The organism is Lentzea sp. NEAU-D7, from assembly GCF_026242055.1.
GTDB lineage: Bacteria > Actinomycetota > Actinomycetes > Mycobacteriales > Pseudonocardiaceae > Lentzea.
Map to the genome: position 1 here is coordinate 25,207 of NZ_JAPJDL010000005.1, position 14,031 is coordinate 39,237.

Genomic DNA, 14,031 nt, shown 5'->3' on the forward strand with positions numbered 1-14,031 from the left:
CTTTCACTCTCCTACGGTGAGTGAGTAACCGCAAGAGAGCCAAACAGGAGAACCGAAATGACCGTCACGCTCATCAACTCCGACGAGCTGCCGCAGCTCGACGTCTACCACCACGTGGCTGTCGCGAGCGGATCCAAGACGATCTACCTGGCCGGGCAGGTGGCCTGGGACGCCGCGCCCGACCTCGCCACCCAGACCGAGCAGGCCTACGTGAACGTGCACACCGCGCTGAAGGCCGCCGGGGCGTCGTTCCAGGACCTGGCCAGGGTGCGGATGTACGTCGTGGACTGGACGCCGGACAAGATGCCGGCGCTCCTCGAGGGCATCGAGAACGCCATGAAGCGGGTCGGCGAGACCGCCCGGCCGCCCGCCACGCTGATCGGCGTGGCCGCGCTGGACGTGCCGGAGCACCTGGTCGAGATCGAGGCCACGGCCGTGATCGACTGAGTCACCGAACTCCGCGAGCCCGTCGGCCACCCCGATGGTGACGGTGGCGTGCCCGGCCGGACTGTGCCGGTCGGGCAGGTGGAAGCCGAGCGCGACCGGCCGCCGACCCGAGCAGATCAGGCAGCGGTCCGGCCCGCCCCTCATCTGCGCAGACTGGTCAACAACGCCAGCGCGGCCGACAGCGCCACGAGAGCGCCCACCACGAGCTGGTTGAGCCAGACGGCCTCAGCGCCACCGTCCGCTCGCATCAACGCGACGACGATGAGCCCCACCGCCAGCGCGATGGTCACCGGCTGGATGAGCGGCACGTCCAGCGGTGCCATCGCGCGCACCATGCCGAGCAGCATGATCACGACGGCGAGGCCCATCGACACCCAGTACGGGCGGAAGGCGTGCAGCGACGCGCCGAAGTGCAGGACCGGTGGCGCGGCGATCAGCCACACGCCCGCCAGGAAGGCGGCCACACCGGCCCTGCTCTCGACGGTTCGTCCGTGTAAGTCCCCCACGCGAGCAATTCTCACCTCTGGACGGCCTCCTGGGAACACCTCTATTCGTTCCGGTACGCCTTCATGTTGCGCAGCAACAGGTAGGTGTCCTGCAGTTGCGCGGAGTCGTTGACGCTGCGGTAGATGCCCCACTTCGGATGCGCCTGGTCACCGCCCAGCCACGTGTCGAAGCCGGAGCGCGACGCGGAGACCACGGTCGTGCCGCCGTCCTTCAACGAGAAGCGCAGGCTGCCGGAGTCGGCGACCTTGATCTCGATCTCGACGTCGATCCACCTGGTGCGCAGCGGCGCCAGCGGCGTGCTGCCGAGCTTCGCCTGGCCCGCGCCGAACAGTCGCATCTCGACGGTCTCCAGCGACCCCGAGCGGAACAGCGACATGGTGACCACGGGCGAGTCCACGCCGGTGTGCTTGACCTGGAAGATGTGCGAGAAGCTGGTGGTGCCCTTCAACGACGCGGGGAGGTACATCTGGTAGGTGTAGCGCCAGGTCTCGCCCTTCTTCATGTCGTGCCGGGTGCTGCCGGTCCGGATCCCGCGCACCTCGTTGCGCTGCCGGTCGGCACCGTCCCGATCGGACTTGTGCATCACGAACCGGTACTGGTTGCTCTCGGCGAAGATGTGCGTGGCCGAGGGATGCGAGTTCGAGCGGTCGTCCTCGATGCCGGCGAACGCGCCGAGGCCCGCCGAGCCGGGGTCCGGGGCCCACTTCTGCACGAACGCCATAGCACCCACATCAGCGGACGCCGAACCTACGGCCAGTGGCGTGGCCGCGATGGCGAGCATCGCGGTGCGGCGGTTGAACGACTCCATCGGTGTTCCTCCTCGAACCAGGGCGGCGATTCGAGGCAGCGGTAGGCACACGATCTGCGACAGGTCCGCGACGTGTCAAGGGCTCGCATTTGTGGAGAAACCGTGCAGGTCCGGTGAAGGTGTTGCCGGGAAACGGGAAGTGGGCCGGTGATCGGCTCTAGCGTCGGCGGCATGGACACCGTGGACGTGCTCGTCGTCGGCGCCGGACTGGCCGGCCTCAACACCGCGCGCCTGCTCGCCGAAGCAGGCCTCGACGTGGCCGTTTGTGAACGCAGGACCAGTCTGGAGACCGGCATCCGCACGACCGGGATCTTCGTCCGGCGCACCCTCGACGACTACGACCTCCCGCACCTGGGCCCGGCGGTCCGGCGCGTGCTGCTCTACCCGCCGTCCGGCGAAAATCCGGTGGAGCTCGTGAGCGCGCGCGACGAGTTCCGCGTCGGCGACATGGAGGGGATCTACACCGCGGCGGTCAGGGACGCCGAACGGGCGGGCGCCCGCGTCAGCCTGAACTCCAGCTATCCGGCGAAGTCCACCAAGGCCCGCTTCACGATCGGCGCCGACGGCGCCCGGTCCACCGTCGCGAAGGCCCTCGGTCTCGACGTCAACCGGCGGCTGATCACCGGCATCGAGGAGGTCTACCCGGTCGCCACCGGCTCGACGCCGACGTTCCACTGCGTGGTCGACCCGCGGCTCGCACCCGGTTACATCGCCTGGGTCATCGACGACGGCGAGCACGCGCACGTCGGCCTGGCGGGACGCGCCGACCGGTTCACCGCGCCCCTCCCCCGCCTGCTGCAACGGTTCCGCGACAGCTTCCCCACGCCGGAGCCCACCGGCCCGGTGAAGCGCAGGGGCGGGCCCATCCCGGTCGGCGGGCTGCTGCGCCGGATCGTGTCGCCGCAGGGCCTGCTGGTGGGCGACGCGGCGGGCGCGGTCTCGCCGCTCACGGCGGGCGGGCTCGACCCGTGCATGCGGATGTCCGAGCTCGCGGCCTCGGTCACGTTCGACTACCTGCGCAGCGGCAACAGGTACGTGCTGGAGCACTACGACGCCGCGGCGATGCGGCGCCGGTACCTGCTGCGGTCGCAGCTGCGGCGCGGGCTGTCGCTCGTCCGGAGCGCGAACGTCGCCGAGCTCGCGTTCGCCGCGCTGCGCACACCGCCCGGAAAGGCCGTGGCCAAGAAGATCCTGTTCAACTAGTGATCGCGCCCGATCTTCGGCGCTGACCGGCGGCGGTGCGTCCGAAGAACCCGGAGCACCGACGTCGCGATCAGCCGGCTCGAGACCGGATTCGCCACCGGCTCACCGATTCCACACGAGTGCGCCACATCCGACGAACCGGTGATCGGCCGAACAGCGCGCGGCGAGTCCACCCGCTGTGCCACCCTGAGCGACGGGGGAGGTACTGGGGGTATGTGGTGCTTCAGGTTGCTGGGTTCGTTCCGGGTGGAACGAGAGGGCGTCGAGATCGCGATCGGCACACCGCAGACGCGGACGGTGCTCGCGCTGCTGGTGTGGCGCGCGAACGAGATCGTGCCGGTCGGCCGGATGTTCGACGAGCTGTGGCGCGACGCGCCGCCCTCGTCGGCGAAGGTGCAGCTGCAGGGCATCATCTCGCGGCTGAGACGGTTGCTCGGCAGGGAACGGATCGAGACCGCGGCCACCGGCTACGTCCTGCGCGCCGATGCCGCGGAGCTCGACGTCGAGCTGGTGCGCGAGGACCTGGCCAGGGCGCGGGAGCTCATCGCGAACGGCGACGTGGCGCTCGGCGTGACGAGACTGCGGGAGGCGCTCCGCCGCTGGGACGGACCCGCTGACCTGGAGCTGGCCGAACCGGTCGCCGAACAGCTCGCCGAGCTGCGCATGACCGTGCTGGAGGAACGCGTCGCCGCCGACATCCAGCTCGGCAGCAGCGCCGACCTGATCGGCGAGCTGACCGCGCTGGTGGCGGAACACCCTCTGCGCGAACGGTTGCGTGCTCAGCTGATGACCGCGCTGGCCCGCGGCGGTCGCGTTCCCGAGTCACTGGAAGTGTTCCACGCGTTCCGCCGCGCGATGATCGACGAGCTGGGTGTCGAGCCGTCGGCGCAGCTGCACGCGTTGCACGCCAGGATCCTGCGTGGAGAGCGGGACGTGCGGCCGTCGTTCCCGGTGCAGCGCAGGACACAACGGCCGAAGCAGCTACCGCCGGCGCTGCCGGACTTCGTGAGCCACGCCGATCTGCTCACCGAACTGGCGATCCTCCTCACCGCGCCGGAGCGCGCCTGGCCACCACTCGTGGCGGTCACCGGTGCGCCGGGACTCGGCAAGACGTCGTTCGCGGTGCAGCTCGCTCACCGCGTGCGCGCACGGTTCCCCGATGGCCAGCTCTTCGCGACGCTGCAGGGCGAGGACACGACTCCTGTGCTGCAGCAGTTCCTGCGCGCGCTCGGCGTACCGGCGGACCTCGTGCCCGGCGGAGGAGAGGAGTGCTCCGCCCTGCTGCGCGACCTGGTGACCGACCGCAGGGTCCTGCTGGTCGTCGACAACGCCGCCGACGCGAGCCAGGTCCGCCCGTTCGTACCGGTCGAACCCGGCTGCGCGGTCCTGGTGACGAGCAGGCGCGCGCTCGGTGAACTGGAAGGCGCCAGGCTGGTCCGGCTCGGGCTCCTCGACGCCGGCGACTCGGTCGAGCTGATCACCAGGATCGCCGGTGTGCCGCCGGGAGACGCGTTGGTCGCACGCTGCGGCGGTCTGCCACTGGCCTTGCGGATCGCCGGCGCCCTTCTCCTGATACATCCACATTGGACCAGCGACGACCTGGCCGAGCGGCTGGCCGACGACCGCACCCGGCTCGACTGGCTCGAAGCAGGTGACCTGGACGTGCGGGCGTGCTTCGCCGTGTACTACGACCAACTGCCGCCTGAGCACCAGACGTTGTTCCGCCGCATCGGCCTGCTGCCCGCGACCTCGGTACCCGCCCAGGTGGCCGCCGCGCTTCTGGGCACCAGGCGCGACCACGCGGAGCGGGTGCTGGAAGATCTCGTCAGCTGGCACCTGGTGGACGTGGTCGGACGCAACGCCACCACTCACTACGGCATGCACGACCTGTTGCGGTGTTTCGCCGCCGAACAACCAGAACCAGAACGGGACGAGGTCGTCACCCGTGCGTTGGACGCCTGGTGAGCGACCAGCGGAAGGCGGGGCCGCCGCGAGCAGCGGCCCCGCTGTCAGCGATCAGCGTCGCCGTTCACCCGCCGTGTCAGGGACACACGCGCAACGAGGTGACCTTGTTGCGCTTGGTGGGGTGCCAGTTGTACCGCTCGCCGGGAGCCATCGTGCCCAGCAACGAGCTGTAGCTGGTCCCGTCGTAGAAGCACCACGTCTGACCGGTGCGGTTCCAGCCGCTCTCCGTGGCGTTGTTGAGGCCACGCGGACCGGACGAGTCGCCGAGGTCGCCATCGCCCAGCTGGAAGATGCCGATGCCACCGTTGCCGTCGAGCCCGGTCCAGATGCACATCCGTGCCGCCGGACAGGCGCTCCACGCGGCGGCGCCGACCTCGGCCTGCTCCCCCATGGGCGAGGCAGGCGCGGCGGCGCTCGCCGGCAGGGCCACCAGCGACGCGGCGAACGCGGCGCCCGCCAGAACCGTCATCGTTTTGCGGATCAAGAGAACTCCCCCTTCTCTGCGAGGTGGTCTCACCTCGACGCCAAGACTGGGGAATCCCGCTGTGCGAGCGCTAACCGCGACTAACCGTCGCGACTCCCGTTCGTCCAGAGGTGACGAACGCGTGCCCGAAAGCCAGTGCGGCCAAAGCGAACAGCACGATCGGCGGCGACGGCAGCAACAGCACCGCCACCGCGAGCAGCGCCAGTGACGTGGCGAACCCGAGCCCGGCGAGCGCTCGCGGCACCGGCCCCGCCTTCACCGCGACCAGGCAGGCCAGCCCGCCGAAGACGAGGGCGATCGACATCACGAAGTTGATCCCCAGGTCGACCTCGTGGAGCGTGCGGTTGATCCCGCCCAGCGCGAACTCGACCTCCTTGGCCGCCGCAGCCCGCTCGCCGGCCGGACCCCCGTCGCCGAGCGCCATGGCCCCCATGATCGCCAGATGGCCCACCCCGGTCGCGATCCACGCCCACGAGCCGATCCGAAACGTACGCGGCATTGCACCTACCCCCTCCACGCGAAACATACGCCAACGTACGTTTCGCGCACCGGGCAGGCGTGTCAACTTTCGCTGACGGGACAACGCTTTCCCCTCAGCTGACTTCCTCCAGCTCGACCGCCTTCACCGCGGCGGCCTGCCTGCGGCGGCGCAACCACACGACCAGGCAGATCACCGCCACGACACCCAGCAGGACCGACATCGCTCCGTTGAAGACGGACTCGACGTACTTCGCCGAGGCCCCGGCAGTCGCGCCGATGCCGATGTGCAGCGCCGACCAGCAGACCGCGCCCGCGATCGAGGCGGGCAGGAACCGCCGGTACTCGAGTTTCGACGCACCCGCCGACGCCGGGACCAGGGTCCGCACGACGGGCATGAACCGGGCGGCGAACACCGCCCACGCGCCGCGGCGCCGCAACAGCTCGCCCGCCTTGTCCCAGTGCTGCTGTCCCACCTTGCGGACGATCCTGCTGTCGCGCAGACGATCGCCGTAGCGGCGGCCGAGGTAGTAGCCGATGCTGTCACCGGCGATCGCGCACACCGTGACCACGAGCCACATGACCAGGAACCGGGGCACGGTCGTCACCGTCGTCGAGGCCAGCAGCAGGGCGCTCTCGCCCGGCGCCAGGAAGCCGACGCCGAGCGTGCACTCCGCCAGCGTCAAAGCACCCGTGACCGCCAGGACGGCGGGCTGCGGCAGACCGGCGAGCCCTTCGAGGGCATCGGTCAGGAACGACATGAACTCTCCCCAGCGGAACGTCAGAACGTCCGGGACAGTTCACAAGATCGGGCTCTGGTCGCACATCGGCCCAGGGTCTGACCTGTCGGTAGACCTTAGACGTAGGGGAGAACCCCCACGGGTGGACGATCTCCCTTGGTCAGCGCCTGCGGCCGGGGCGATCCCCCGGCCGCGGCACGTTCTCTCCTACGGTGTCCAAGGTGAGCTCACGGCCCAGCTCACGTCCTGGTTGTACGAGGCGGGATTGTCGTACACGTGTGCGCCGCCGTTCGAGGCGACCCAGACCTCCTCCTGGTAGTGCCGGATGCTGGTGCCGAGCTCGTTGACCGACTCCAGCCGCACGCCGCCACTGCCCTGCTGCGCGCAGAAGGTGGCGTCGCGGCGGAACAGGTCGGTGTTGTCGTTGGTACCGAGCCGCACGCGGAAGTCGGCGTGCCGCAGGAACTGGTTCGGGAGGTTGCGGGACTCGAGCGAGTAGCAGGTCGGGTCGGCGAGCCCGCGCCGGACGACGAACGTCGCGTCCGCCTTGGTCAGGCCGTCGCTCGCACCGGTCACGACGTCCGTGCGCGCCAGCGAGTCCCGGTGCCGCAGGTAGCGGTCCGTGAAGCCCGGCGTGGTCACGCGGAACGAGCGGGCCTGGTCCAGCGGCAGGTCCGCACCGCTGCGCCACAACCCGGTCCCGACCGCCCACGTGGAGTCCGCGGCGAAGGAGTTGGCGGTGTCCCAGGGGTTCGGGCCACCCGAGCGCGCCAGGTAGACGCCCTCGTTGTAGTGCCGCACGAAGGAACCGCGCACGTTGTACGACTCCAGCGCGGTGCCGCCCGCACCCTCACGTGCGCAGAACGTCGCGTCGGCCGCGATCGTGCCGTTGTTCACGTCCGTGCGGATGCGTCCGTTGCTGTGCCTGAGGAACTGGCCCGGGAAGTTCCGCGACTCGAACGAGAGGCAGGCCGCGTCGGCGAGTCCGGGACGCACGTGGAACGTGGCGTCCAGCCTGCCCAGGTCCGTGCTGATCACGTCGGTGCGGGCCAGGGAGCCCTGGTGGCGCAGGTAGCGGTTGGTGTAGCCGGTCGTGGTGACGCGCAAGGACACCACGTCGTCCGGGCTGACCGCGGTGCCGCGCGCGACCGCGAGCACCCTCTGGTTGACGTCGCGCACCCGCGACTCGGTCATCTTCAGCACGCGCCGGTCGTAGGTGTAGAAGCCGTTGACCTCGTTCTCCACGTCGTACGGCTCGGTGTAGACCATCGCGGACAGTCCCCGCGTGTGGATCAGCCGCTGGACCTGCTTGATGACCTCCTCGTAGCGCTTGGTCAGCGACTGCTCGTCCGGGTACAGGGCGCCGTAGGCGAATCCGGCGCCCGGCTGGTACTCGTGGCCGGTGACCCTGCGGCCCAGGCCGCCGAACTCGCCGAGCATCGCGACCCGGTTCGCGTCGGGCTGCCGGGTGTCGGCGGAGATCTGGTAGTGGTGGTCGTCGATCACGTCGCCGTTGCCGGGGTCGGGATCCGAGACGCAGCAGTTGGAGCCCGAGTTGTGGTTGATCAGCCGGGTGTTGTCGATCGAGCGGATCAGGTTCACGATCCGTCCGGCGTCGTACTCGCCCCAGCCCTCGTTGAACGGCACCCACTGCACGATCGACGTGATGCCCTTGAGCTGGTCGATCATCCGGCGCAGCTCGGACTCGTAGTTCGCGTGCGAGTTCGGCGCCTCGTCGATCGAGTCGACCGACGGCATGTCCTGCCAGACCATCAGGCCGAGCCTGTCGGCGTGGTAGAACCAGCGCGCGGGTTCGACCTTGATGTGCTTGCGGACCATGTTGAACCCCAGCGCCTTCTGGCGTTCGAGTTCGAAGCGCAACGCCTCGTCGGTCGGCGCGGTGTAGATGCCGTCCGGCCAGTAGCCCTGGTCCAGGGTGCCGCTCTGGAAGACGAACTTCCCGTTCAGCAACGGCCGCATGACGCCGCCGACCATCGCCTTGCCGAGCGAGCGCATGCCGAAGTAGCCCGTCACGGCGTCCCCGCCGGACAGCGTCACGCGCAGGTCGTAGAGGAACGGGTCGTCGGGCGACCACAGCCGGGCGTTCGGCACCGGCACCCGCAGCGCGCTGCCGGTCGTGCCGGTCTGCCGGCCGACCACCTGCCCGCCGCTGAGCACCTCGGCCGTGACGGTCTGGCCCGCGGTGCCCTGCACGACCAGGTCGAGCGCGCCGGCCCCGACGTTCGGGGTGGTGTCGAGACGCGTGATGTGGGCCTGCCGCACCGGTTCCAGCCAGACCGTCTGCCAGATTCCGGACGCCGCGGTGTAGAAGATCCCGCTCGGGGTGCGGCGTTGCTTGCCGATCGGGTAGCGGCTGCCGTCGACCGTCGAGGTGACGCCGACGACGATCTCGTTCGTCCCGGCCGTGAGCGCCGAGGTGATGTCGAACGAGAACGCGTCGAAGCCGCCGGTGTGCGTGCCCACCTGCCTGCCGTTGACCCAGACCCGCGTCTCCCAGGTCACCGCGCCGAAGTTGAGCTTGATCTGGCGTCCGTTCCACGTGGACGGAACGGTGAAGGTGCGGCGGTAGAACATGTTGTCCTCGTGCCGCTTGATCCCCGACAGAGCGGACTCGATCGGGTACGGCACGAGGACGCCTTCGGCCAGCGGGCGGCCGATGGGCGGACTGGTGAGGTTCGGTGCCCCGGCGAACTCCCAGACACCGTTGAGGTTCTGCCACTCGGTGCGCACCAGCTGCGGTCGCGGGTACTCGGGCAGGGCGTTCGCCGGCGACACCTGGGAGGTCCAGGGTGTCGAGAGCGGAGGGACTTTCGGCACCCACTCCACCGCGTGCGCCGGTGGCGCCAGGAAGGTCGCTGTGATCAGGATCGAGACCAACACGCCCAGGACGCGTCTGGTCATGGCTCTCCTATCTTCGCAGTATTCGTTGCAGGACGACGACGATGAGCAGGAAGACGCCGCTGACCACCGACTGGTAGTTGCTGTCGAGCGTGCCGATCTGGTTGATGACGTTCTGGATGACCTTGATCAGGCCGACGCCGATCACGGTGCCGAGGATCGTGCCCATGCCACCGGTCAGCAGGGTTCCGCCGATGACGACGACCGCGATGGCGTCCAGTTCGAGGCCCACGCCGATGACCGTGACGCCCGACTGCAGGTAGGCGGCGGTCAGGGCGCCCGCGAGACCCGCCAGCGTGCCGCTCATCGTGTAGACGAGGACCTTCGTCTTCGCGACCGGCACACCCAGCAGGACCGCCGACTGTTCGGCGCCGCCCGTGGCGAACACGTTCTGGCCGAAGCCGGTGCGGTTCAGGACCACGCCGCCCAGGACCGCGAGCACGGCCGCGATGAAGATCGGGTAGCCGAAGCCGAAGACCGTGCCGCGGCCCAGTTCGACGAACGCGCTGTCCGCCGGGATCTGGTAGGTGTTGGCGCCCTCGTCGGTGATCGCCAGCAGAAGACCTCGGGCGAACAGCAGCGACGCCAGCGTGACGATGAACGGTGCCATGTTCGTGCGGGCGATCAGCAGGCCGTTGATCAGGCCGATCACCCCGCACACCACGAGCGGCAGTGCCAGCGCCACCAGGAACCCGTATTGCGAGCCCCAGGCCGCGAGCACGCCGCCGAGGGCGTAGAGCGAGCCGACGGACAGGTCGATGCCGCCTGTGATGATCACGAACGTCATGCCGATCGCGATCACGGCGAGGAACGAGCCCTGCAGGGCGAGGTCGCGCAGGTTGTCCGGGCTGCCGAAGCGCGGGAAGACCAGCCAGGACACCGCGACCACCAGCACGAGCGCGACGGCCGCGCCCTGGCGTTGCAGGACCTTGGTCCTCGCGGCCGCCCTCGGCACGGCGGGAGGGGTCGTGGTGGTGGTCATTTGCGCTCCCGTGCCACGTACACGGCCGCGATGATGATCGCGGCCTGGATCATCTGCGCGATCGAGTCCGGCAGGTTGTGCTTGATCAGCGTGGCCCGGACGAGCTGCATGAGGATCACGCCGAACACCGTGCCGAGCACGCGGACCTTGCCGCCGGTGAGCGGGGTGCCGCCGACGACCACCGCCGTGATCGCGGACAGTTCCATGAGCAGGCCCATGTCCGCCGGGTCGCTGGCGGCGAGCCGGGACGTGGCCAGCACGCCGGCGATCGCCGCGAGCACCCCGGTGATGGCGTAGACGCCGATCAGCACCCGGTCGACCGGCAGTCCCGCGAGCGTGGCCGCCTTGCGGTTGCCGCCGATCGCGACGAGCTGGCGCCCGAACGTCGTGCGGTTCGTGACGCCCGCGACGACGAGCGCCAGCACACCCGCGACCAGCACGCTGATCGGGATGCCGAGCACGTCGCCGGTGCCGAGCTCCAGGAAGGTCTCGTCGTGCAGCTGGACGAGTTGCCCGTCCGCGATGACCAGCGCGAGGCCGCGTCCGCCCACCAGCAGCGCGAGCGTGGCGACGATCGGCTGGATGCCGACCTTGGCGACGAGGAAACCGTTGAACGCCCCCGCCAGCACGCCGACGGCGAGCGCCATCGTGATGGCCATGAGCGGACCGGCGCCGAGGTAGAGCGGGATGATCGCGGCGGCCAGCGCCATCACCGCGCCGACGCTCAGGTCGACGCCCTCGGTGCCGATCACCAGTGCCATGCCGAGCGCGACGATCAGCACGGGCGCGGCCTGCACGAGCTGGGTCGTGAAGTTGCCCAGCGTCAGGAAGTTGGCCGTGAACAGGGCGTTGAACAGCAGCAGAACACCGACGGCGACGTAGACACCGTTGTCCTGCAACCAGCGCGTCCGCGCGGCCGCGGTGCTAGCGGCTGTCCTGGTGGCTGCCCGCGTGGTCGCCTGAGTCATCCGTCACCTCCGCCGCGATGGCCGCGAGCACGTGCTCACGGGTGAGCCGGTCGCCTTCGAGCTCGCCCGCGACCGCGCCGTCGCGCAGCACGACGAGCCGGTCCGCGCCGTCGAGCAGTTCGTCCAGTTCGGAGCTGATCAGCAGCACCGCCAGGCCTTCCCGCGCGAGTTCGTCGATCAGCTCCTGCACCTCGGCCTTGGCGCCGACGTCGATGCCGCGCGTCGGTTCGTCGAGGAGCAGGATCTTGGGTTCCGTGCACAGCCACCTGGCCAGCAACACCTTCTGCTGGTTGCCGCCGGAGAGCTCCGCGACCTTCTGCTCGGGGCTGGACACCTTGATGCGCAGGCGTTCGATGAACGTGTCCACGATCCGGTCCTGCCGGGACCTGCTGGTCACGCCGAACCTGCCGAGCCGCGGCAGCGCGGCCAGCACGATGTTCTCGCGCACGGACAGGTTCGGGATGATGCCCTCGGTCTTGCGGTCCTCGGCGAGCATGCTGATGCCCGCCTTCATCGACGCCTTCACGGTGTGCGGCACCGCCTTGCCGGCGACGAGCACCGTGCCGCTGTCGAGCGGGAGCGCGCCGATGATCGCCTTCGCGGTCTCGGTGCGGCCCGATCCGAGCAGACCGGCGAGGCCGACGACCTCACCGGGCCGGACCGACACGCTGACGCCGCCGACGCGCGGCCTGCTCACGAGGTCGACCGCCTCCAGCACCGGCCGCGTGTCGGCCTGGTGGCCCTCGCCGAACGCCGTGGTGCCGTGCTTCTCGATCTCCTTGACCGACCTGCCGAGCATCAGCGAGACCAGTTCGATGCGCGGGAGGTCCCCGAGGGGACCGCTGTGGACGTTCACCCCGTCCCGCAGGACCGTGACGGTGTCGCAGATCCGGTACAGCTCGTCCATGCGGTGGCTGACGTAGATGATCGCGATGCCCGCCTCGTGCAGTTTCCGCACGACGCCGAGCAACGTCTCGACCTCGCGCGGTTCCAGCGACGACGTGGGCTCGTCCATGATCACGACGTCCGCGTCCGCCGCGACCGCCCTGGCGAGCGCGACCATTTGCTGCTCGCCGACCGCGAGCGTCCCGAGTGGACTGCTCACGTCGGCCGTGATGCCGTAGCCCCGCAGCAGTTCCGCCGCCTCGGCGTCGCGGCGGGCGCGGTCGATCAGGCCGAACCGGGTGCGCGGCTCGCGGCCGAGGAACAGGTTGGCGGACACGCTCATCAGCGGAACGAGGTTCACCTCCTGGTAGATCGTGGAGATGTGCCCGTTGCGGGTGACGGAACCGGCGTCCGGCGTGTGGATGCCGGTCAGCACCTTGATCAGCGTCGACTTGCCGGCGCCGTTCTCCCCCACCAACGCGTGGATCTCGCCCCGCTGGAGCGTGAAGTCCACGTCGCCGAGTGCCCGGACGCCGGCGAACGTCTTCGTCACGCCGGCGACCTCGATCACCGGATCAGTAGGCATTGCCGAGCTTCTGCGCCGCGTTCGCCGAGTCGTACTCGTCGTCGGAGATCACGATGTTCTGCGGGATCTCCTCGCCCTTGCCGAACTTCTCCAGCGTGTCGAACGCGAGCGGGCCGAAGCGCGGGTTGGACTCGACCACGGCGGTGTAGCTGCCGTCCGCGATGAGCTGCACGGCGTTGCGCGTGCCGTCGACGGAGACGATCTTGACGTCCTTGCCCGGCTGCTTGCCGGCGGCCTTGAGAGCGGTGACGGCGCCGATGCCCATCTCGTCGTTCTCGGCGTAGACCGCGGTGATGTCCGGGTTGCTCTGGATCAGCTGCTCCATCACGGCCTGACCCTTGGACCTGTCGAACTCGCCGGTCTGCTCGGCGACGACGGTGAGGCCCGGGGTGCCGGCGATGCCGTCCTTGAAGCCCTTCGTGCGGTCGACCGTGACGTTGTTGCCCGAGGCGCCGAGCAGGATCGCGACCTTGCCGGTGCCGCCGGTCGCCTTGATCATCTGCTGGGCGGCGCGCTTGCCCTGTTCGACGAAGTCCGAACCGATGAACGTGAGGTAGTCGGTGCAGGGCTTCGACGTCACCTTGCGGTCGATCGTGATGACCGGGACCTGCTTGGCCTTCGCCGCGTCGAACGCGGGCTGCAGGCCGTCGGAGTTGAGCGGCGCCACGATCAGCAGCTTCGCCCCGCGGTCGATCAGCGACTTGATGTCGCTGATCTGCTTGTTCAGGTCGCTCTGCGCGTTGGTGTAGAGCAGCTCGGCCCCCCGCTTCGCGGCCTCGTCCCTGATCGACTGGGTCTCCGCGGTGCGGAACGGGTTGGCCTCCTTCTCCGACTGGGAGAAGCCCACCACCGCGCCCTTGACGTCGACCTGCGGGTATCCGGTCGTGGACCGCGCGCAGCCGGGGCCCGCGCTCTGGTTCTGCGCGGCACTCGCGGCGGGCCCGCCGGTCGTGGGGCCCTGTTGGCCCTCTCTGGCGGTACAACCCGTCACGAGCAAGGCGGCGGCTGCGATGAGCAGGATGCGAGACATCTTTGGCTCCTACACCGGGACTGTGCGTGG

Annotated in this window: 13 protein-coding genes; 3 read left to right on the forward strand and 10 right to left on the reverse strand. The window is 69.6% G+C overall.

Going from position 1 to position 14,031, the window contains the following annotated elements; genetic code table 11:
* The first annotated feature begins 57 nt into the window (after window positions 1-57).
* Window positions 58-447: a RidA family protein gene (locus tag ORI60_RS12575; RefSeq protein ID WP_266037346.1), complete on the forward strand. Its 390-nt coding sequence runs from the start codon at window positions 58-60 to the stop codon at window positions 445-447.
* A gap of 140 nt (window positions 448-587) precedes the next feature.
* Here the strand turns inward: ORI60_RS12575 and ORI60_RS12580 are convergent, their stop codons facing one another.
* On the reverse strand, window positions 588-953 hold the full coding sequence (locus ORI60_RS12580) for a hypothetical protein (protein ID WP_266037347.1): 366 nt from the start codon (window positions 951-953) through the stop codon (window positions 588-590).
* 41 nt (window positions 954-994) lie between these two features.
* On the reverse strand, window positions 995-1,762 hold the full coding sequence (locus ORI60_RS12585) for a Tat pathway signal sequence domain protein (RefSeq protein WP_266037348.1): 768 nt from the start codon (window positions 1,760-1,762) through the stop codon (window positions 995-997).
* 171 nt (window positions 1,763-1,933) lie between these two features.
* Between ORI60_RS12585 and ORI60_RS12590 the strand changes: the two genes are divergently transcribed.
* Both ORI60_RS12590 and ORI60_RS12595 read left to right on the forward strand, forming a co-directional pair.
* Window positions 1,934-2,965 carry an NAD(P)/FAD-dependent oxidoreductase gene (locus ORI60_RS12590; RefSeq protein WP_266037349.1) on the forward strand — a complete coding sequence of 344 codons (1,032 nt, stop codon included), beginning with the start codon at window positions 1,934-1,936 and terminating at the stop codon, window positions 2,963-2,965.
* A gap of 228 nt (window positions 2,966-3,193) precedes the next feature.
* Complete coding sequence (locus ORI60_RS12595) at window positions 3,194-4,930, forward strand: AfsR/SARP family transcriptional regulator (RefSeq protein WP_266037350.1); 1,737 nt, start codon at window positions 3,194-3,196, stop codon at window positions 4,928-4,930.
* A 76-nt stretch (window positions 4,931-5,006) separates the two neighbouring features.
* Here the strand turns inward: ORI60_RS12595 and ORI60_RS12600 are convergent, their stop codons facing one another.
* The 8 genes from ORI60_RS12600 to ORI60_RS12635 all read right to left on the reverse strand — a co-directional run bounded on the left by ORI60_RS12600 (window position 5,007) and on the right by ORI60_RS12635 (window position 14,001).
* A complete protein-coding gene (locus ORI60_RS12600) occupies window positions 5,007-5,414 on the reverse strand; it encodes a peptidase inhibitor family I36 protein (RefSeq protein WP_266037351.1) in 408 nt (135 codons plus the stop codon).
* Window positions 5,415-5,484: 70 nt separating this feature from the next.
* On the reverse strand, window positions 5,485-5,913 hold the full coding sequence (locus ORI60_RS12605; protein WP_266037353.1) for an LIC_13387 family protein: 429 nt from the start codon (window positions 5,911-5,913) through the stop codon (window positions 5,485-5,487).
* A 94-nt stretch (window positions 5,914-6,007) separates the two neighbouring features.
* On the reverse strand, window positions 6,008-6,652 hold the full coding sequence (locus ORI60_RS12610; RefSeq protein ID WP_266037355.1) for a DedA family protein: 645 nt from the start codon (window positions 6,650-6,652) through the stop codon (window positions 6,008-6,010).
* Window positions 6,653-6,838: 186 nt separating this feature from the next.
* The gene (locus ORI60_RS12615) at window positions 6,839-9,553 is read right to left on the reverse strand and encodes an AbfB domain-containing protein (RefSeq protein WP_266037356.1); all 2,715 of its coding nucleotides are present in this window, start codon (window positions 9,551-9,553) and stop codon (window positions 6,839-6,841) included.
* A 7-nt stretch (window positions 9,554-9,560) separates the two neighbouring features.
* Window positions 9,561-10,532 carry an ABC transporter permease gene (locus ORI60_RS12620; RefSeq protein ID WP_266037357.1) on the reverse strand — a complete coding sequence of 324 codons (972 nt, stop codon included), beginning with the start codon at window positions 10,530-10,532 and terminating at the stop codon, window positions 9,561-9,563.
* The gene (locus ORI60_RS12625; RefSeq protein ID WP_266037358.1) at window positions 10,529-11,500 is read right to left on the reverse strand and encodes an ABC transporter permease; all 972 of its coding nucleotides are present in this window, start codon (window positions 11,498-11,500) and stop codon (window positions 10,529-10,531) included. The genes ORI60_RS12620 and ORI60_RS12625 overlap by 4 nt, the downstream gene beginning before the upstream one ends.
* Entirely contained in the window at window positions 11,457-12,971 is a 1,515-nt protein-coding gene (locus ORI60_RS12630; protein ID WP_266037359.1) for a sugar ABC transporter ATP-binding protein, read from the reverse strand. Before ORI60_RS12630 ends, ORI60_RS12625 begins: the two co-directional genes overlap by 44 nt.
* Complete coding sequence (locus tag ORI60_RS12635; RefSeq protein WP_266037360.1) at window positions 12,961-14,001, reverse strand: ABC transporter substrate-binding protein; 1,041 nt, start codon at window positions 13,999-14,001, stop codon at window positions 12,961-12,963. The genes ORI60_RS12630 and ORI60_RS12635 overlap by 11 nt, the downstream gene beginning before the upstream one ends.
* Window positions 14,002-14,031: the final 30 nt, after the last annotated feature.